The sequence below is a fragment of the Niabella insulisoli genome (assembly GCF_039652435.2).
Taxonomy (GTDB): Bacteria; Bacteroidota; Bacteroidia; order Chitinophagales; family Chitinophagaceae; genus Niabella; species Niabella insulamsoli.
The window spans coordinates 3,079,791-3,098,379 of sequence record NZ_CP190246.1; the positions used below are offsets into that span (position 1 = coordinate 3,079,791).

An 18,589-nucleotide genomic window follows, 5' to 3' on the forward strand; every position below is an offset into this window, starting at 1 on the left:
CTTTTTTCTTTAGCTCAATATAACAAGATCAATATCATTTGCCGACAGCTTTTTTAATAGTTCATTGAACATCCTGGTAGCCAAAATCACACGTATTGAGTTTAAATGTGGTTTACCAATACAGATAGTCGTAATCTTCCGCTCCCCGCATTGACCGATAATGGCTTTAGGGATATTATTGTCTTTTACCTTGATGATTTCCGCTCCCAACTCTGTTGCTAACTTGAAGTTGTTCATAAGGTGCCTTTGTTTGTCTAAGGCAATTTTATCTGGATTTTCTTTGGGAGTTTGCACATACATCACATACCATTTACTGTTGTAATAATTGGCGAGCCGTGCTGTTTTTCGAATCACGTTCCTAGCCGTTTTTTCATTAGAACTAATACACGCTAAAAACCGTTCCCGCTTTACGGGATTGAGTGGGGTAACCTCTATTTCTACTTTCCGTTCTACCTGTGAAGCAACTTCCTTTAAAGCCAGTTCCCTTAATTGTAGGATGTTTTCACTTTTGAAAAAATGCTTCAATGCCGTGTCAATTTTTGCCCGCTCATATATCTTTCCTTCCCACAGCCTCGCAATTAGCTCATCAGCGGTAAGGTCGATATTAACCACCTCGTCTGCCTGGGCCAGCATGCTGTCCGGAATGCGCTCTCTTACTTCTATACCCGTAATCTCGCGGATATCATCATTCAGGCTTTCGATATGCTGAATGTTTACGGCGCTAATCACGTTGATACCCGCGTCTAATATTTCCAGAACATCCTGCCAGCGTTTTTCATTTTTACTGCCTTCGATATTGGTATGTGCCAGTTCATCTATTATAACCACTTCCGGACGTAAATTTATAACCATTTGAACATCCAGCTCTTCCAACTCCTTTCCTTTATAAAAAAGCCTTCGAAGTGGCACAACTGGCAAGCCCTCCAGCAACAAATGGGTTTCCACCCGCTTATGGGTTTCAATATACCCTATCTTTACGTCGACACCACTTCTCAGCAGGGCATGCGCATCCTGCAACATGCGGTAAGTTTTACCCACACCAGCACTCATACCGATATACACCTTAAATTTTCCCCGCCTCGATTTTTTGATCAGGTTGAGAAATTCTTCTGCTGATTTTCTTGTTTCCCCCATACGGTTGACAGGTCATTAGTTTCTCCAACCAAATAATTGCTTTCCTTTATTAAGCATGAATCTTTCCTGCTCAGGCTTTCAGTTCGCGGTTTCCTAAAGTTGTTAGATGTAAAATTAAAATAATAAGGAGTAGGTGAAATAAAACGTCGCATGTATGCTTAAAATGATACGGCCAATGAAGTCGTTACAAAAATATTGTTGTTTATAGGATCGCCATCTTTAAGGAATATGTTATCCTTTGAAGAAAAACCGCGCCCTTCAATGCGCCACAAAACGTTCTCTCTAATGAGGTAATCGGCGTTTACTGAATAGCCCCAGGTTTGAAAACCATTTGATGTCCCTGTTGATATAATCACACCGTTTATGTCGTTGTAATATTCCCCTCTGGCGGCGATGCTTATTCTGTTCACTGGCGCATATTTTGCCCCAACAACCGAAGCATACCAGGTATTATAATCGCCGCTTCCTTTGGCTTTTTGCTCCGCACCTATATCAAAACCTGCGATCAGGGCCAGCTTTTCGTGAATTTGAAACTGCCCATAAAAGTTATGAAAATAGCGCATTTGCCTTGTGCTGTCGGGCTTGTCGCTGCCAACAAAAGAACTACTGTTGATAGTGATTTTTGAGTGGGGCGTATAGGTAAGCTGATGCCCAAATGCTGGTGTATTGTTACCTTCCACACGTTGTATGCGCTGCCATCCGTTTAATATCAATCCACTTAAAAACCAATGGCCGTTACCCGTAGTGTATGAAATTTTTGCACCGCTTTCATAATAAGGTGAATTTTCCGCCAACATACTTCGGGTCAAATTCCAGCAGTCTTTACCTACCGCACTTTCAAAACCGATATGTGAGGCAAAGACACCTGCTTCTATCCACAGATCTTTTGTTTTTGAAATTTTCACCCCCGCATTAGCCTCATAGATGTTTTTCAATACGCCCGGCTCGGCTGCTAAATTGGCATTCATATAAGTTCCGGTCGCCAACGCGAGGTTTGCCCTCACAATATCCGTTTGATAGGTCGCCTTTAGAAAACCCAAATTCAGATTTACTTCGTTATGCCTGTTGAATGAATAAGCAAAAGCGGGGCGGTTATGGTCCGTAGGGTTACCAAAATCATAAGAATAATACCCTTCGATATATCCGCTAAAAGTCAATGGCGGCTTAGCGCTGTCTGGTTGAGCAAATGCGTCGGTTACAAACAACATCAATGATGCTGCTATTATCTTTTCCATCTGTCTAATAATTATTTTTGTTTACGGCCAGAGTTGGTATGCCTTCCCCTGTTACCTAAAAAAATAGCACAAGTTCATTTCGCCCTTTCTATTTTAAATTGTCTAATGCTATATTTAATGTAAGGACATTCACTCTTGCTGTTCCGAACAATCCCAACAATGGCTTCTCCGTATGCGAAAGGATGAGCTGCTGAATATGGCCTTCGGCTATGCGCCGGCTTTTTGCAATACGGCTTACCTGTGTGTTAGCAGCCTCTACGGAAATATGCGGGTCAAGTCCGCTGCCACTTGCCGTTACCAAATCAGAAGGCACATCTGCTTTCTTCACGCCCGGATTGTGAACTAAAAAAGTATCCACTCTTGCCTGTACTTCGGCTAAGTAATCAGGGTTGGAAGCCCCCTTGTTGCTGCCGCCTGCACCAGCTGCATTGTAATTCACCGCAGAGGGGCGGGAATAAAAGTATTTATCATCCGTGAACCGTTGCCCGATATAGGTATAATACATTTTGCCATTATCAACAACCACCTCGCCCCTGCCTTTATTGGGCGCCAGTTGGGCAACGCCCAGTATAATCAGAGTGTACACGCCTGAAAAAAACATTAAGCAAACGATTGTAAGCCTTATCGCAGGAAGTATATTTTCTTTCATTGTCTCTCACTTTTTTTAAATGAATAAGGAAACCAAAATGTCAATTAGTTTTATCCCGATGAAGGGAACAAGCACACCACCCAAACCATAGATGAAGAGGTTTCTTCTTAGCAAGGCGCTTGCGCCAATCGGTTTATAGGCTGCCCCTTTCAACGCCAATGGAATTAAAAGCGGGATGATTATTGCATTGAAGATGACCGCAGAAAGAATGGCACTTTCAGGTGAGTGCAGGTTCATAATGTTCAAACGCTGCAAAGCTGGGATTGAAGCAATGAACAAGGCGGGGACGATTGCAAAGTATTTCGCAACATCGTTGGCAATACTGAATGTGGTCAGAGTGCCCCTTGTCATTAAAAGCTGCTTTCCGATTTCCACCACTTCGATCAGCTTCGTGGGATCGTTGTCCAAATCCACCATGTTGCCGGCTTCTTTGGCTGCCTGCGTGCCACTGTTCATGGCCACGCCTACATCGGCCTGAGCCAACGCAGGCGCATCGTTCGTACCATCGCCCATCATCGCTACCAGCCTGCCTGCTGTTTGTTCCTTACGGATGTAATGCATTTTATCTTCTGGCTTTGCTTCGCTAATAAAATCATCCACACCTGCTTTTTCGGCAATGTATTTTGCAGTCAGAGGATTATCGCCCGTAACCATTACGGTTTTAATGCCCATTTTGCGCAACCGTTCAAAACGTTCCCCGATGCCCGTTTTGATGATATCCTGCAACTCAACCACACCCAGTACTTTTTCGTTTTCAGAAACAACCAAGGGCGTCCCGCCATTGCTTGATATTTCCTTTACCTGTTCAGCCGTTTCCATTGGAAAGGTATTGCCTGCTTTCTCTACGAGATTGCGGATAGCATCAGTAGCTCCTTTCCTGATTTTCACCTGCTCATAGTCAATTCCCGAACTTCTTGATTCGGCCGTAAATTTTATGAACTGCGGATTTTGTATATGGTAGCTCAGCGGGTCAACGCCCGCTAATTCTATAATAGATTTTCCCTCTGGGGTTTCATCTGCCATTGAACTTAAAACGACGGCTTTTATAAAATGCTTTTCATTCACGCCATGGGCGGGGTAGAAATGGGTCGCTTTTCGGTTGCCAATAGTGATCGTTCCTGTTTTATCCAGCAGCAATACATCTATATCTCCTGCGGTTTCAACCGCTCTGCCGCTTTTAGTAACCACATTTGCCCGCAATGCCCTGTCCATCCCTGCAATTCCGATGGCAGAAAGCAGCCCGCCAATGGTAGTAGGGATTAAACAAACAAATAGGGAAATAAATGCGGCTACGGTAATAGGCGTCTGCGCATAATCTCCAAAGGGTTTTAAGGTAACCGTAACAATAATAAAAACCAGTGTGAAGCCCGCCAGTAAAATGGTCAATGCAATTTCATTAGGTGTTTTCTGACGGCTTGCGCCTTCTACCAATGTAATCATCTTGTCTAAAAAACTTTCGCCCGCTTCGGTGGTAACTTTCACTTTTATTTTATCAGACAATACTTTTGTACCGCCTGTTACACTGCTTTTATCGCCGCCTGCTTCCCGGATGACGGGCGCACTCTCACCCGTAATGGCGCTTTCATCAATAGTTGCCAGGCCTTCTATAATTTCTCCATCTGACGGAATAATATCGCCTGCTTCACAAAGAAAAATATCGCCTTTTTTAAGTTGTGATGACGGAACAATTTTTATCTCGTTCACATACATAGCTCCCACGGCTTGTATCCATTTGGCCGGCGTTTCTTCCCTTGTCTTACGCAGGCTGTCTGTCTGGGCCTTGCCCCTTGCTTCGGCAATAGCTTCTGCAAAATTGGCAAACAGCAATGTTTTGAAAAGAACTATAGTTACTATCGCATTATATAAAAGGCTTCCCTGGGTTTGCTCCCCGGCGGCAATCCATATACATACACCTGCCATTACCAACGTGCCTATCCATACTGTGAACATCACAGGATTACGGAACATTTTCGCAGGGCTTAGTTTGACGAATGCTTGCTTCAGCGCTTCTTTTATCAAAGCCGGCTGAAAAAGTTTAGTATTTGAATTTGGAATCATACTAGTCTAATTAATTAATTGAAAAATATTCTGAAATCGGGCCTAATACCAAAGCAGGAAAGAAGGCCATTGCAGCTACTATAGCAATCACGGCAAACACCATTAATCCGAAAGTCGCCGTATCTGTCTTTAAAGTACCTGCACTTTCGGGAATGTATTTCTTGGCCGCGAGGTTGCCTGCAATGGCTACCGGCCCGATGATAGGTAAATATCTTGCCATTAACATTACGAAGCCGCAGGCAATGTTCCAGAATGGCGTGTTATCGCCCAGGCCTTCAAAGCCGCTTCCATTATTGGCACTTGACGAGGTGAATTCATACAGCATTTCGCTGAATCCGTGATACCCTGGATTGTTGAGCCATCCGGCACAGGCTTCGGGATCCTGCACATATAAATAGCTGGCTATGGCTGTGCCCGAAAGGATCAGGAAAGGGTGCAGCAATGCAATGATCATTGCTATTTTCATTTCCCTGGCTTCTATTTTCCTACCCAAAAACTCGGGCGTTCTGCCCACCATTAAGCCGCTAATGAATACTGCCAGAATGATGAATATGTAGAAATTCAGAAATCCTACACCCACACCTCCATAAAAGCAGTTGATCATCATTCCCAATAAAGTGGTCATCCCTGAAAGCGGGGTAAGGCTGTCGTGCATCGCGTTTACAGAACCATTGCTCGTAACAGTAGTATTGATAGCCCAATAAGCTGATGCGGCCGAACCAAACCTCACTTCCTTTCCCTCCATACTGCCCATAGGTTGCGCAATGCCTATTTTTGCGATGGCAGGATTACCGTTCATTTCATGGATGATTGTGGGTATTAGTAAAAACAAAAAGCCGATCGTCATGACTCCAAAGATTGTGCACGCCAGCTTCCTTCTTTTCAACACATAGCCTAGTGCAAATACCATTGCTATTGGGATTAAGAAAATCGACACAGTTTCTATTATATTGGTGAAATAAGTGGGGTTTTCAAACGGATGTGTCGAATTGGGGCCAAAAAAGCCACCGCCGTTTGTCCCCAGTTGCTTAATAGCGACAAATGCCGCAACCGGCCCCCGGCTTACCTGTACGGTGTCACCCTGCAAGCTGGTCATGGTATCTTTGCCCTCCAGCGTCATGGGTGTACCATTAAAGGCCAATAACGAAGCAACCACCAAAGCGATAGGAAAAAGGATTCTTGTGCAAGAACGAACAAACAGGAAATAGAAATTTCCTAATTTGCCGGTGGTTCTTTCTTTCATGGCAATAAATACCACAGCTGCTATCGCCATGCCGCAACCTGCGCTAATGAACTGCCATAGCATTAACGTAAGTTGTCCAAAATAGGATAACCCTGTTTCGCCCGAATAGTGTTGAAGGTTGGTATTGGTTATGAAGCTCACAGCGGTGTTGAAGGCCAGGTCGCCCGGCATGGACGGATTATTGTCGGGGTTTAAAGGCAGCCAACCCATATTGGTGAGCACAAACATTGACCATAAAAACCAAACAAGATTCATCATGAGCAACGTGGCAAGGTGCTGCTTCCAATTCATCTCCCTGGCCGGGTCAACGCCGATTAATTTGTAAAAGAGTGTATCGAGGGGATTGAATACCCCGTCCAACAACGTTTTTTCATTGCTGAATATTTTGCCTATGTAACGCCCGAGCGGTACCGCAAGCATTACCACCGTTGCATACATCAGGATAATGCCGAAAATTTCTGGATTCATGTTAATATCGATTGTTGTTTATCGCGCACATGGATTAATAAAAAAATATAGCTTGAACCAGCGGTAGAAAAATGCTGGCAGAATTGCTTTATAATGAACTGTAAATTTTAACTTGTTCATTGTTCTAAAATTTCTCCGGTTTTACGAGTACATAACACATATAGCTGAATACCCCGATTGCGATAATGAATAATGCGGTCATATCTTCTCAAAAAATTTAAGTGATGAATAAAAGAGTGCAAAAAGCACTATACCGGTGCCTGTTAAAAGGATTGTCATAGTTGATTCGTTTATGGATTTATACATAATTGCCAATATTGATTTTATTACTGTGCGTGGCTGCCAGTGAAAGCCACGTTTAATACCCAAGCAGTATTTATCTCCATTGCACAAAAAATGTTATTTGCCAGTAGTGATACAATCCCTGTTCCAGCATCTCATGACCTAATTATAAACTATTGGCTTATTGACGATTATAGAAATGTCACGAAAAAGCGGAAATGAAAAATCCTATCAAAATGAAAGGGTAAATCCTATCATTTTGAAAGGGTGACTTTAATTGTAAGGGTGGCGAAAGGGGCCTGTTGTGATTTCAAGATGCGCCTGCTTTTTGCATTTTAGAGGGACGGTTCGTGTCCCATCTCCTGAGATATCGCAGGTAGTTAGTGGTGGTGAGCAGGTTATTTTATCTTGTAATCGTCCAGCTTTCGGTAAAGGGTAGTAAGGGCTATGTTCAATAGCTTTGCAGCCTCCGTTTTATTACCATTTGTGTAGTTGATAACTTTTTGAATATGCTTTTTCTCTGCACTGGCAAGGTCGAAAGCAGATAAGGTTTTTTTATTTGTGTGATCAACATATCCTTGCTGCAACACCACTGGCAGGCTCTCGTTGATAAGTTCTTTGCCTTCAGTGAGAATCACGCTACGCTCGATAACGTTTTTCAGTTCCCGGACATTTCCTTTCCACGAATGCTGTTTCAGAGCTTCAAGATAAGCCTCGGAAATGCCTGTAATTTTTTTGTTGGTTTTATTGCTAAACATGCGCAGAAAATGCAGGGCAAATTCCTCAATGTCAATAATTCGTTCTCTCAACGGGGGCAGCACAATCTGAAAAACGGCAACGCGGTAAAACAAATCTTCCCGAAAATTCCCTGCTGCCACTTCTTTCTGTAAATCCCTGTTGGTAGCAGCAATAATGCGCACATTGGTCTTTGTTGTTTTGCTATCGCCGACTTTCAAAAACTCGCCGATTTCTAAAACCCGCAACAGCTTTGCCTGCAAGTCCAGGGGCATTTCACCTATTTCGTCTAAAAAAACAGAACCGTTGTCGGCTTCTTCAAAAATGCCTTTGGTATCTTTTATCGCCCCTGTGAATGCTCCGGCCCGGTGCCCAAATAGTTCGTTTTCCAATAATTCTTTACTGAAGGCAGAACAGTTTACAGCAATAAAACTTTGCCGGCTCCGGTTGCTGGCATTATGAATAGCCTGGGCAAATACTTCTTTACCGGTGCCTGTTTCACCTGTAAGCAAAACAGTGGCCTCGGTTACCGCCACTTTTTTCGCAGCTTCAATGGCTGCCTTGATGATTTTTGATTTGCCAAGAATGTTATCAAAAGAAAGTTTGTTGCCTAACTGCTTTTCTAATTGCAACACTCGTTTTGCAAGCATGACCTTTTCGGTTGCTTTGTAAAGTAGTGGAATGATTTTATTATTATCATCGCCCTTGGTAATGTAGTCAAAGGCACCATTTTTTATGGCCTGCACTCCGTCGGGGATATTGCCGTAGGCGGTGAGTAGAATAATTTCTGTGGCCGGATACTTTTCTTTGATGATTTTAGCTGTTTCAACTCCACTTCCATCAGGCAGCTTCACATCACAAATAATAACGTCGATTTCAGACGCCTCCATTTTTTTTAAACAGCTTTTCACATCACCTGCCTGCAACACGTCAAAACCCTCCAAACTGATAATTTTGGAAAGTAAGGTTCTTATTTTTTCTTCATCATCTACAACTAAAATTTTACTCACCTTAAAAAATTTAAGGCTACAAATCTATGCAATATTAGCCCGTCTTTCATTTTCCCCGGAAATGAATTATGCCAAATTTAGCAGGTTGAACCTTAAGTAACGCGTAGATAAAGAAGCAGCCTGGCCATTCACTTTTGGCTGTAAAGAAGTAGTTTTTTATCGGCGCTCATGTTACAATATATACATTGCTTATATTTTAAATGCCCCACTCATTAGATACTGTTCTTTTCTTGTAATACCTATCCTACCTGCAACCTTATCCCATGTATTAACGCTATCTAACACCTCGGCAATAATTTGATTCATTTGTTTTTGATCAAGCCTGAAAAAACCGCCAACAGTTTTGGCTATTTCAAAATCCAGTGCATTGCCGTCCATATAGATATTTAATGCTAAGCCGTTTTTATCAATAGATGGGTTTAAATCGTAAGCTGGTGACAAGATCCATCCATCATCCGTTAAAATAAACCCATGATTTCTTAAGTGGTCATCGGTATTAGAAATCGCAATATTAAAAATAATCCTTCTCCATAACTGGTGTAAATTTTCTTCAATGTTTACTCCGTAATTGCTGATAAACTCTGCAATATCGAGATAGCTCGCAGGTGTATCACGTATAGTGTCTTCATTATTACCTGTCATTGTCATAGCGGACGCGAAATGGATGCGTTCGCCTTGCTCTCTGTCAAACCGCTTGGTGAAAAATGTATGATGTTTGCCTGCTATTTTTTCTATCCTGCATGGACTCATGGTAATTCCTGCATTTATGGCCAACTCATAAGCCAGGTATTCCCAGGCACCTTTATCAATCGTGTCATTTTTAGAAGGAAATTTTGCGATCCATAGTTCCTTTTCTTCGTCCAGTATATTAGCTTTAGGCCTTGCACCTCCCAATGAGGAACCCGGAGCTATTAATATAGCCAGCCATTTTTTTACTTCGTCATTCTCTTCATCATTCTCTAAGCTATAGGCAGCATGCTGCAATTCGCGAATAGAAGACCAAGGAGGGGTGGGCATTTCACTGTTATTGTCAAGAAAAGGCCCGTCGGGAGTGGTTTTAAAACGAAGCGCACCCATACGGCATTCGTCATAAACACCCAATAGGAAATCTATGTCATATAAATTTCGAACTTTTTCGTTTCGTTCTCTGGCCTGTTGGCTCACACGCCTTTTCATCAGTGTACGGCCCCATGTGTCCGGCATGCTGTCTAAGAAGATTCCAAAATTTTCTTTATTATCCGGAAATTGGGTTCCGGAAAAGAATTGAATATCAGGGTCCAATAGTTGCTGATTTCATCCATGTTTTATCATATTCAAAACTAAATGCTTTCCTTCCCTTTGCAAAGTGTGCAGAGAGTACACCGACAGATTTAGGTTCTGGCATTCCTTTCCAATGAGCATAAACGTATATATCGAATTTGTTTTGGGTCATCTTTTTATTTCAATAAATCCAGGTCCTGTAGTTTCCTTCCGAAATTATCATCAGCGGCTATTTTTAATATATCCTCCTGCAATCCTAAGACTCTAAGTACATTAAAATAGGCTCCGAAAGCTACACTTGCATCACCTTTTTCAATCAGATATAATGTAGACCTGGCTATATCTGCACGTTCTGCAACCTGGATAGTAGTCAACTTGCGTCGTTTTCGTGCGAGTTTAATATGCTCACCCATTTGCTCTAACAGTTGATTATATTTAGGAAAAACAATTTGCTTTTTCTTCTTCATAAAAAATGAATGTTATTCCGTACAAAATTACCTATTTTGACTGAAATAACAAACATATCATTTAGTTTTTGTGCTTCGGTTTTAGATAGCTTGTGCCAAAAGGCGTGAAGAATCAAATATTATATATGATAAGAATTCCTTAAATAAAATGGCCTTCTAAAAAATAGAGGTCCAATGTTCATTCATTTTATTTCGACAACATCTTGCAAAAGATACTTGTTATGCTTTAATCAGATAGAGAAAGCTGTTGGCATCTGCATGGTGCTAATCGATCATGTAATATTTGCTAACTTAATTTCTATTCTATGTCGATAGCAATGATCTTCCGTGAAGCGAAAAAGCGGACATGGTAGCACTTATCTCCCGATTGGGATATACACCCAAAAGCAAACGGAATGACTACTGATATGAATATAATTTAAGGGGAGCCAGCGTGAATCGAAAGGCTACGCTAAATAAGAGCGTGAATGTAATTTGCGGTATCAGGTAAGCCTATTCTTCTTAACCTGTCTAAAACCGCATATTCATCCATGGCAGGGCTTTTCCTATTTAACACTAATTCCTTAAACGCTTTAATAGCTCTTTTTTGGTTTAAGTCAATGATGTCGGTGAGAAAGTCATCTGCCGATTTAACGTCAATCCCAAAAGACTGTAAGTAATCTGCCGGAAAGTCTTTAAGATTATTCGTTACAATAACATTTGCATTACACTTAATTGCAGCTGCCAAAACATGACGATCATCCGGATCAGGTAAAGTTAATCCTTCTATTAAACCACTGTACTTTGTAACACGGGCATCAGGAAAAGCCCAATTAGCTTTATCGACGCGCTTTGTAGCTTCATCACGATTAACTCCTTTACGAACCATAACATCACGCCACTCATCAAATGCATGTTCCTTCCATTTCGGCGTATACAGATCATAGTATGCAAACTAAAACAACAAATCCCTTATCTCGACCGGATAAATTACGTTAGTGTCTAATACCGCAATAAACCTGACGCTATGAATCATACAAACCCGCTTCTTCGTCAAAGTTCATAATATCTACGATATGGCGCTTTTGCTGTTCTTTCATCTTCTTCCTGTAATGTCGAACATCTTCATATCTAATCCGCCTGTGCTTTCCGACTTTAGTAAAGTTGATCACACCGTCTTCCAAAAGTTTAACTAGATGAGGCCGCGAACATCCTAACATTTCTGCTGCTTGTTGTGTAGTTACTTCTGTTGCAACAGGCACTAAAGAAATAAGTTTACCCTTGCTCATCGCTTTTAGCATTTCCCCTAAGAATTTCAATGCCTTAATAGGTATTTTTATCTTTTCCCCGGTTTCTTCTATCTCGATTTCGGGGTCACTAGATTTTAATTGTTCGATAACAGAGACTAAAGCATCATAGGACTCAAAAGCTACTTTTTGCTCAGCCTTGCTGATTTTTTCTAAGTTCTCCATGATTTTATTATTAGTAATAGGACTTTGCAATCAAAGTTAAACGAAATAAACGAAACGGTCAAAAAAGTATGCTTTATACAACCTGCATATTTTAAGTATTTGGCGATCAGACAGTAAAATCCGAAGAACACGATATCTTTAATGGAGTGGTTTACTGCTCTATGTACTCGTTCAGTTGCTTTTCGTTAATGCTGAAAACACCTCTGATACAGATAGCCTGCAAGGCGCTGCGCTTTATTTCACTTTGTATCGCATTTACGGAACTTTCAGACATAAAAAAACCACCTAAAAAAGGTGGTTGTGTGCCCAGAACAGGAATCGAACCTGCACTCCATTGCTGAAACCAGATTTTGAGTCTAGCGCGTCTACCAATTCCGCCATCTGGGCTTGTTTCCAAGCGGCTGCAATATTACGATTTTTTGGGCAAATACATCAAATCATTCTGTTTTATTCTTAAGAAATATTACGCATCGCGCGGCTTGGCCCATTGCCCCGCTATTTGCAGCATTTTTTCTTTGGCCGCAACCACTTTAAAATTAACACCATGATTTTTCCGAGCCGGCCCATTCTAAAATATTTAAGGTAACTTAGAAAACAGTCAAACGCAAAGGTAGATGATTACAATCGGTATCATAAAAGAAGAAAAAATACCCACCGACAACCGGGTCGCACTCACGCCCCACCAGTGCCGGTGGCTGCTCCATCACCGGCCCCAACTGGCCATTCTGGTGCAGCCTTCCGCAACGCGCTGCTATAAAGACTTCGAGTATGAGCGCGCCGGCGCCACCCTCACCGATGATTTAAGCGCGTGCGACATGCTCCTAGGCATCAAAGAAGTGCCGAAGGAGCAGCTGATCCCTGAAAAAACCTACCTTTTTTTCTCGCATACTAAAAAAAAACAACCCCACAACAAAGCGCTGCTACAGGCTATCCTCGACAAAAAAATTACGCTAATCGACTACGAATGCCTCGAACACGACGACGGCCAGCGCATGATCGGCTTCGGTTTTTTTGCCGGCATCGTCGGCGCTCACAACGGTATGATGGCCTATGGCGCGCGCACCGGCCTCTTTGAGCTCGAAAGGGTGTATCGCCAAAAAAGTTTTAAAGAACTGATCCATACCTATTTCGGTTTGCGGCTGCCCAATATTAAAGTGGCCCTTACCGGCAGTGGCCGTGTGGCCCACGGACTTACTGAAATCATGAACCTGATGGGGCTCCATGAAGTAGAACCCGACGAATACCTCACCCGCCGGTTCGCCTACCCTGTTTATACGCAACTCAAGGGGCGCGACCTGTATGCCCATCAGGCTACGGGCGGCTACAGCCGGGCCGACTTTCACGCCCATCCCCACCAATACCAATGCAGGTTTCTGCCCTACGCTTCTCAAACCGATATTTTGCTCAATGGCATTTATTGGGAACCTCCCATTCCACGCCTTTTTCAATCCACCGATATTGCAGCGGATGATTTTATTATTCAAACCATCTCCGATATTTCTGACGATAAAGAAGGCTCAGTACCCATCAACCTGACCAGTGGCAGCATCGAAACGCCGGTTTATGGTGTAGACCGCGGCACGCTTAAGGTGACGGCGCCCTATGAGCCCGGCTCGATCGATATCGTGGCGGTCGGAAACCTGCCCAACGAACTACCACGAGACGCCAGCCGCTACTTCGGCGAGCAACTCATCAAGTTCGTATTAGACGAGCTGCTGAAGCCAGATCGCGGCCCAACACTGCAACGCGCTACCATTGCCGCCAATGGCTCTTTATGCCCTTCTTTCAGCTATCTGAAAGAGTACGTATCCCACTAAAAAAGGCTGCCCGAAAGAGCAGCCTGTATAAAATAATATATCGTACGCTTAGCGTAAGAATAATAGTTCGCGGTATTTGGGCAGGTACCATTCTTTGTCATCCACCAACAGCTCCAGTTTGTCGGCGTGGTAGCGGATCTGATCAAAGAATTTAGCTTTAACATCTGCTTCGTAAGCGATCGCTTTCTCGCGTGTATTTTCGATGGCATTGGCTTTCTTCCTGGCTTCGATCATTTGCTCCACGAGGTCGCTCGCTTTATTGATATGCTCTGATATTTTATCAAGAATTTGCTTTTGATTGGCGTAAGCTTCTTCGCTCAAACCGGCTTCTTTCAATCCTTTGATATTTTTTGCCAGCAGATTCTGATAGCGGATCGCCGGAGGAAGGATCATACTGGTAGCCATCTCACCCATGATGCGGCCTTCGATCTGTACCTTCTTAATGTATTTTTCAAGCTCGATTTCGTGCCTAGCATGAAGTTCAGAATTGCTATAGATACCATTTTTTACAAACAAATCGGTATTTTTCTCGTTCACCATCGCATCCAGCGCCAAAGGCGTTGTTTTCAGGTTGGGCAATCCTCTTTTCTCTGCTTCTTTTTCCCATGCTTCGCTATAGCCATCACCTTCAAACAGGATTTTTTCGCTGCTTACAATATAGTCGTTGATCACCTGCATGATCGCAATCTCTTTTTTCTCACCTTTTTCGATCAATCCGTCTACTTCTGATTTGAAGTTTTTAAGCGTCTGCGCCATGATCGTGTTCAGCACCGTCATTGGGCTCGCACAGTTGGCAGTAGAACCTACCGCTCTGAACTCAAACTTATTGCCGGTGAAAGCGAAAGGCGAGGTACGGTTACGATCGGTATTATCTAATAAAAGATCCGGTATGTTTTTGTGGATATCAAGCTTCAGCATGCTTTCATCCTGCTCGTCCATATCATCGTTTACCCTTTGTTTGATATCGTTCAGCACTTTGGTTAAGTACTCACCGATAAACACAGAGATGATGGCAGGAGGCGCTTCATTGGCACCCAGCCTGTGGTCGTTGGGAGCAGAAGCAATCGACGCTCTTAAAACATCAGCATAATCATGAACCGCTTTGATGGTGTTTACAAAGAAAGTAAGGAACATCAAATTGGTTTTGGGGGTTTTGCCGGGTGCTAAAAGATTAACGCCGGTATCTGTGGCGATACTCCAGTTGTTATGCTTACCGCTTCCGTTGATGCCCGCAAAAGGCTTTTCATGAAGCAATACGCGCAGGCCATGCCTCAACGCAATACGCGTCATCACATCCATCAATAAGGTATTGTGATCTACCGCCAGGTTGGCTTCTTCAAAAATAGGCGCACACTCAAACTGAGCCGGCGCTACCTCGTTGTGGCGCGTTCTTAAAGGAATACCTAATTTATAACACTCGTTTTCAAAATCGCGCATAAAAGCGTAAACTCTTTCCGGAATGGATCCGAAATAGTGGTCTTCCAGCTGCTGATTTTTAGCAGAATTATGTCCGTATAAAGTGCGGCCGCACATGATAAGGTCGGGCCTTGCTTTAAATAAACCGTCGTCCACCACGAAATATTCCTGCTCCCAACCCAAAGTTGGTGTTACGCGCGTAACATTTCTGTCAAAGAAATTACAAACATCAACAGCTGCTTTATTTAAAGCATCGATTGATTTTAATAAAGGCGCTTTATAATCTAAAGACTCACCTGTGTAAGAAATAAAAATTGTAGGGATACAAAGCGTACGGCCATGACCGATTTCGATAATAAAGGGAGGAGATGAAGGATCCCAACCGGTATAACCCCTGGCTTCAAAAGTAGCGCGCAAACCTCCGTTAGGGAAAGAAGACGCGTCAGGCTCCTGCTGAATTAAAGCAGCGCCGTCAAACTCTTCAATGGGCGTACCGTCACTTTTTAAAGTAAAGAAAGAATCGTGCTTTTCTGCCGTCGTGCCGGTTAAAGGCTGAAACCAGTGTGTAAAATGTGTTACACCCTTGCTTTCCGCCCAGGCGCGCATGCCATTGGCAATATTAGCCGCTACGTTTCTGTCGATTTTTTGGCCGGATTTGATCGAAGCAACGATGCTTTTATAAGCGTCATCACTTAAATATTCCCTCGCAGTTTTAAGGTTAAATACATGAGAGCCAAACACCGTGGTGATTTTTGGCGTTATTTTCCCCAACTCATCTGTCGTAGCAGGGATGTTTGAAAGTGCAGAAATTCTTAAAGACATCGTGATAAGTTTGTTTTAATTGTGCGCAAATATATTATTTATTAATGGTTTTATTAAAAATATTTGTAATTATTACAAAAATAAACATTCATTTAACCAAAAATAGCTAAAATAAACATATTAATAAATATTTTAACCCAATTTTCACGGCTTCATCATTCCCGCATTTCTTATTTCTGATAATTTAAAATAATGAATCGTTCTTTTATAAGGAGTTTGTAGATTTGCTGCTTTTAAAGCTAAAAGGGAACCCAGTCTAAATTATATACCTTTTTAGCGCTACGCTTTAAGCAATAATTCATGGAAATAACAGTAAAAACCGCAGAGCAACTAAGATTAACAGCCGAAGAGTTTGAGTTAATACAAAAAAAGCTGGGCAGGATGCCCAATTTCAACGAGCTCTGTGCTTTCTCCGCTATGTGGAGCGAGCATTGTAGTTATAAAAATTCCATTAAATGGTTGAAAACCCTGCCGCGCGAAGGCGGTAAAATGCTGGTTGCCGCTGGTGAAGAAAATGCGGGCTTGATGGATATCGGCGATGGCCTGGGCGTCGTGTTTAAAATCGAATCGCACAACCACCCGTCGGCGTTGGAGCCTTTTCAGGGTGCTGCAACCGGCGTAGGCGGTATCCACCGTGATATTTTTACCATGGGGGCGCGCCCTATCGCCGCTCTGAACTCGCTGCGTTTTGGCCGGCTTGAAGAACCGAAAACACAACATTTATTAGCGGGCGTGGTGCATGGCATCGGCCACTACGGCAACTGCTTCGGCGTGCCTACCGTGGGCGGGGAAATATATTTTGACAACTGTTATCATACCAACCCACTGGTCAACGCCATGAGCGTTGGTATTGTAAAAATAGGTGAGACCGTTTCGGCTACAGCCGAGGGCGAGGGCAACCCGGTGATGTTTGTAGGCAGCGCCACCGGCAAAGACGGTATAGGCGGCGCTTCATTTGCTTCTGCAGATATTACTTCAGATAGTGTGCAGGAACTGCCCGCCGTTCAGGTAGGCGATCCCTTCCAGGAAAAAAAGCTATTGGAAGCCTGCCTTGAAGTAATCAAAACCGGCGCCGTGGTAGGCATGCAGGACATGGGCGCGGCGGGCATTATTTGTTCCACCGCAGAAATGAGCGCAAAAGGCGGCGTGGGCATGAAAATCGATTTGGAAAAAGTGCCCACGCGCCAGCAAAACATGAAAGCCTGGGAACTGCTGCTTAGCGAAAGCCAGGAGCGCATGTTGCTGGTAGCTGAAAAAGGACGCGAAAAAGAAGTGGAAGCAGTTTTTGAAAAATGGGACCTGCCCTGCTCGGTGATCGGTCATGTAACCAACGATGGGTTGCTTGATTTTTATATGAATGGCGAACTGGAAGCCTCCATTCCGGCTGAAGAACTGGTATTAGGCGGCGGCGCTCCCCAATATGAAAGAGCTTATAAAGAACCCGCTTATCTGGCAGAGCTGAACGCTTTTGACATTTCATCCGTCAAGCAGCCGGGCGATTTAAAAGCGGTTGCAGAAAAACTGGTTTCGCTGCCTTCCATCGCTTCGAAAAGATGGATCTTCAACCAATATGACAGCATGGTAGGCACGGTGAATACTTCCACCAACGCCCCTTCGGACGCAGCTATCGTCAGTGTGAAAGGAACTAACAAAGGCCTTGCTGTGACAACGGATTGCAATAGCCGTTATGTATATGCCGACCCTTATAAAGGCGCTATGATTGCGGTGAGCGAAGCGGCCCGGAATATTGTTTGCAGTGGCGGACAGCCGCTCGGCGTGACCAATTGCCTCAATTTTGGCAATCCGTACATCCCAGAACTTTACTACCAGTTTGTAAATGCCGTAAAAGGAATGGGCGACGCCTGTCGCAAATTTGATACACCGGTGACCGGCGGTAACGTAAGTTTTTATAACCAAAACCCCGATGGCCCCATCAACCCCACTCCTACCATTGGCATGGTAGGTCTGTTGGAAAATATCGATAATAAAATGACCCTGGGCTTTAAACAGGAAGGGGATGTTATTTATGTGCTGGGCCGGCAAACCGACGATATCAATTCATCAGAATATTTATATCATATTCATGGCGTGACCAAATCGCCGGCGCCTTACTTCGATTTGGAAGAAGAGTTTGCCTTACAAAACCTGGTAGCTTCTCTCATTGGCCAAAAGCTGATCCGGTCGGCGCATGATATCAGTGAAGGCGGGTTGTTTGTAACGCTTTGTGAAAGCGGCTTTGTAAACGAGCTGGGCTTCAGTGTTTCGCATATTGCCGGCGTTCGGAAAGACGCATTTTTCTTTGGCGAAGGGCAAAGCCGCGTGGTGGTTACCGTAGCAGCAGATCAGGTGCATGCATTTGAAGCAGCGTTGGGCGATGCTCCTTTTGCAAAAATCGGCGCAGTAACGAACAGTATTGTGAATATAGACGGTGAAAACTGGGGTGATATTGAAAAATGGCAGCATACTTACGACACCGCCATCGAAAAATATTTAAGCAGGGAAAACGCCGCGGAAGCATTGGGTACTTTATAAAATGCGCACG

At 43.4% G+C, this 18,589-nt stretch carries 13 protein-coding genes and 1 tRNA gene; 2 read left to right on the forward strand and 12 right to left on the reverse strand.

Translation table 11 applies throughout. The annotated features are described in order from the left end of the window. Positions 1-9 precede the first annotated feature (9 nt). The 11 genes from ABDK00_RS12750 to ABDK00_RS12800 form a co-directional block, all read right to left on the reverse strand. A complete protein-coding gene (locus tag ABDK00_RS12750; RefSeq protein ID WP_346237015.1) occupies positions 10-1,134 on the reverse strand; it encodes a sensor protein KdpD in 1,125 nt (374 codons plus the stop codon). Positions 1,135-1,292: 158 nt separating this feature from the next. Further along, complete coding sequence (locus ABDK00_RS12755; protein ID WP_346237014.1) at positions 1,293-2,369, reverse strand: porin; 1,077 nt, start codon at positions 2,367-2,369, stop codon at positions 1,293-1,295. 88 nt (positions 2,370-2,457) lie between these two features. Continuing rightward, the gene (locus ABDK00_RS12760; RefSeq protein ID WP_346237013.1) at positions 2,458-3,018 is read right to left on the reverse strand and encodes a K(+)-transporting ATPase subunit C; all 561 of its coding nucleotides are present in this window, start codon (positions 3,016-3,018) and stop codon (positions 2,458-2,460) included. 15 nt (positions 3,019-3,033) lie between these two features. Then, complete coding sequence (kdpB, locus tag ABDK00_RS12765) at positions 3,034-5,076, reverse strand: potassium-transporting ATPase subunit KdpB (RefSeq protein ID WP_346237012.1); 2,043 nt, start codon at positions 5,074-5,076, stop codon at positions 3,034-3,036. A gap of 10 nt (positions 5,077-5,086) precedes the next feature. Next, positions 5,087-6,787 carry a potassium-transporting ATPase subunit KdpA gene (kdpA, locus tag ABDK00_RS12770; RefSeq protein WP_346237011.1) on the reverse strand — a complete coding sequence of 567 codons (1,701 nt, stop codon included), beginning with the start codon at positions 6,785-6,787 and terminating at the stop codon, positions 5,087-5,089. Between the two features lie 680 nt (positions 6,788-7,467). After that, on the reverse strand, positions 7,468-8,814 hold the full coding sequence (locus tag ABDK00_RS12775; protein ID WP_346237010.1) for a sigma-54 dependent transcriptional regulator: 1,347 nt from the start codon (positions 8,812-8,814) through the stop codon (positions 7,468-7,470). A 189-nt stretch (positions 8,815-9,003) separates the two neighbouring features. Beyond that, positions 9,004-10,095, reverse strand: a complete 1,092-nt coding sequence (locus tag ABDK00_RS12780; protein ID WP_346237009.1) for a HipA domain-containing protein — start codon at positions 10,093-10,095, stop codon at positions 9,004-9,006. 155 nt (positions 10,096-10,250) lie between these two features. Continuing rightward, positions 10,251-10,541: a helix-turn-helix domain-containing protein gene (locus ABDK00_RS12785; protein WP_346237008.1), complete on the reverse strand. Its 291-nt coding sequence runs from the start codon at positions 10,539-10,541 to the stop codon at positions 10,251-10,253. Between the two features lie 451 nt (positions 10,542-10,992). After that, positions 10,993-11,460: a PIN domain-containing protein gene (locus tag ABDK00_RS12790; protein WP_346237374.1), complete on the reverse strand. Its 468-nt coding sequence runs from the start codon at positions 11,458-11,460 to the stop codon at positions 10,993-10,995. 85 nt (positions 11,461-11,545) lie between these two features. Further along, positions 11,546-11,992, reverse strand: coding sequence for a helix-turn-helix domain-containing protein (locus tag ABDK00_RS12795; protein WP_346237007.1), 447 nt, complete (start codon positions 11,990-11,992; stop codon positions 11,546-11,548). A gap of 303 nt (positions 11,993-12,295) precedes the next feature. After that, positions 12,296-12,379, reverse strand: a tRNA-Leu gene (locus ABDK00_RS12800). Positions 12,380-12,606: 227 nt separating this feature from the next. Between ABDK00_RS12800 and ABDK00_RS12805 the strand changes: the two genes are divergently transcribed. Continuing rightward, positions 12,607-13,809, forward strand: a complete 1,203-nt coding sequence (locus tag ABDK00_RS12805) for an NAD(P)-dependent oxidoreductase (protein WP_346237005.1) — start codon at positions 12,607-12,609, stop codon at positions 13,807-13,809. A gap of 48 nt (positions 13,810-13,857) precedes the next feature. On the opposite strand, the gene ABDK00_RS12810 is transcribed toward ABDK00_RS12805, so the two are convergent. Continuing rightward, positions 13,858-16,047 carry a glutamine synthetase III gene (locus tag ABDK00_RS12810; RefSeq protein ID WP_346237004.1) on the reverse strand — a complete coding sequence of 730 codons (2,190 nt, stop codon included), beginning with the start codon at positions 16,045-16,047 and terminating at the stop codon, positions 13,858-13,860. Positions 16,048-16,347: 300 nt separating this feature from the next. Here ABDK00_RS12810 and purL point away from each other — a divergent pair, with 300 nt between their 5' ends. Further along, on the forward strand, positions 16,348-18,579 hold the full coding sequence (purL, locus tag ABDK00_RS12815) for a phosphoribosylformylglycinamidine synthase subunit PurL (protein ID WP_346237003.1): 2,232 nt from the start codon (positions 16,348-16,350) through the stop codon (positions 18,577-18,579). Positions 18,580-18,589 lie beyond the last annotated feature (10 nt).

Bases quoted from the DNA above. Each gene is read 5' to 3' on its own strand.
- ABDK00_RS12750 (WP_346237015.1), bottom strand. From the start codon at position 1,134: ATGGGGGAAACAAGAAAATCAGCAGAAGAATTTCTCAACCTGATCAAA.
- ABDK00_RS12755 (WP_346237014.1), bottom strand. From the start codon at position 2,369: ATGGAAAAGATAATAGCAGCATCATTGATGTTGTTTGTAACCGACGCA.
- ABDK00_RS12760 (WP_346237013.1), bottom strand. From the start codon at position 3,018: ATGAAAGAAAATATACTTCCTGCGATAAGGCTTACAATCGTTTGCTTA.
- kdpB (WP_346237012.1), bottom strand. From the start codon at position 5,076: ATGATTCCAAATTCAAATACTAAACTTTTTCAGCCGGCTTTGATAAAA.
- kdpA (WP_346237011.1), bottom strand. From the start codon at position 6,787: ATGAATCCAGAAATTTTCGGCATTATCCTGATGTATGCAACGGTGGTA.
- ABDK00_RS12785 (WP_346237008.1), bottom strand. From the start codon at position 10,541: ATGAAGAAGAAAAAGCAAATTGTTTTTCCTAAATATAATCAACTGTTA.
- ABDK00_RS12795 (WP_346237007.1), bottom strand. From the start codon at position 11,992: ATGGAGAACTTAGAAAAAATCAGCAAGGCTGAGCAAAAAGTAGCTTTT.
- ABDK00_RS12805 (WP_346237005.1), top strand. From the start codon at position 12,607: ATGATTACAATCGGTATCATAAAAGAAGAAAAAATACCCACCGACAAC.
- ABDK00_RS12810 (WP_346237004.1), bottom strand. From the start codon at position 16,047: ATGTCTTTAAGAATTTCTGCACTTTCAAACATCCCTGCTACGACAGAT.
- purL (WP_346237003.1), top strand. From the start codon at position 16,348: ATGGAAATAACAGTAAAAACCGCAGAGCAACTAAGATTAACAGCCGAA.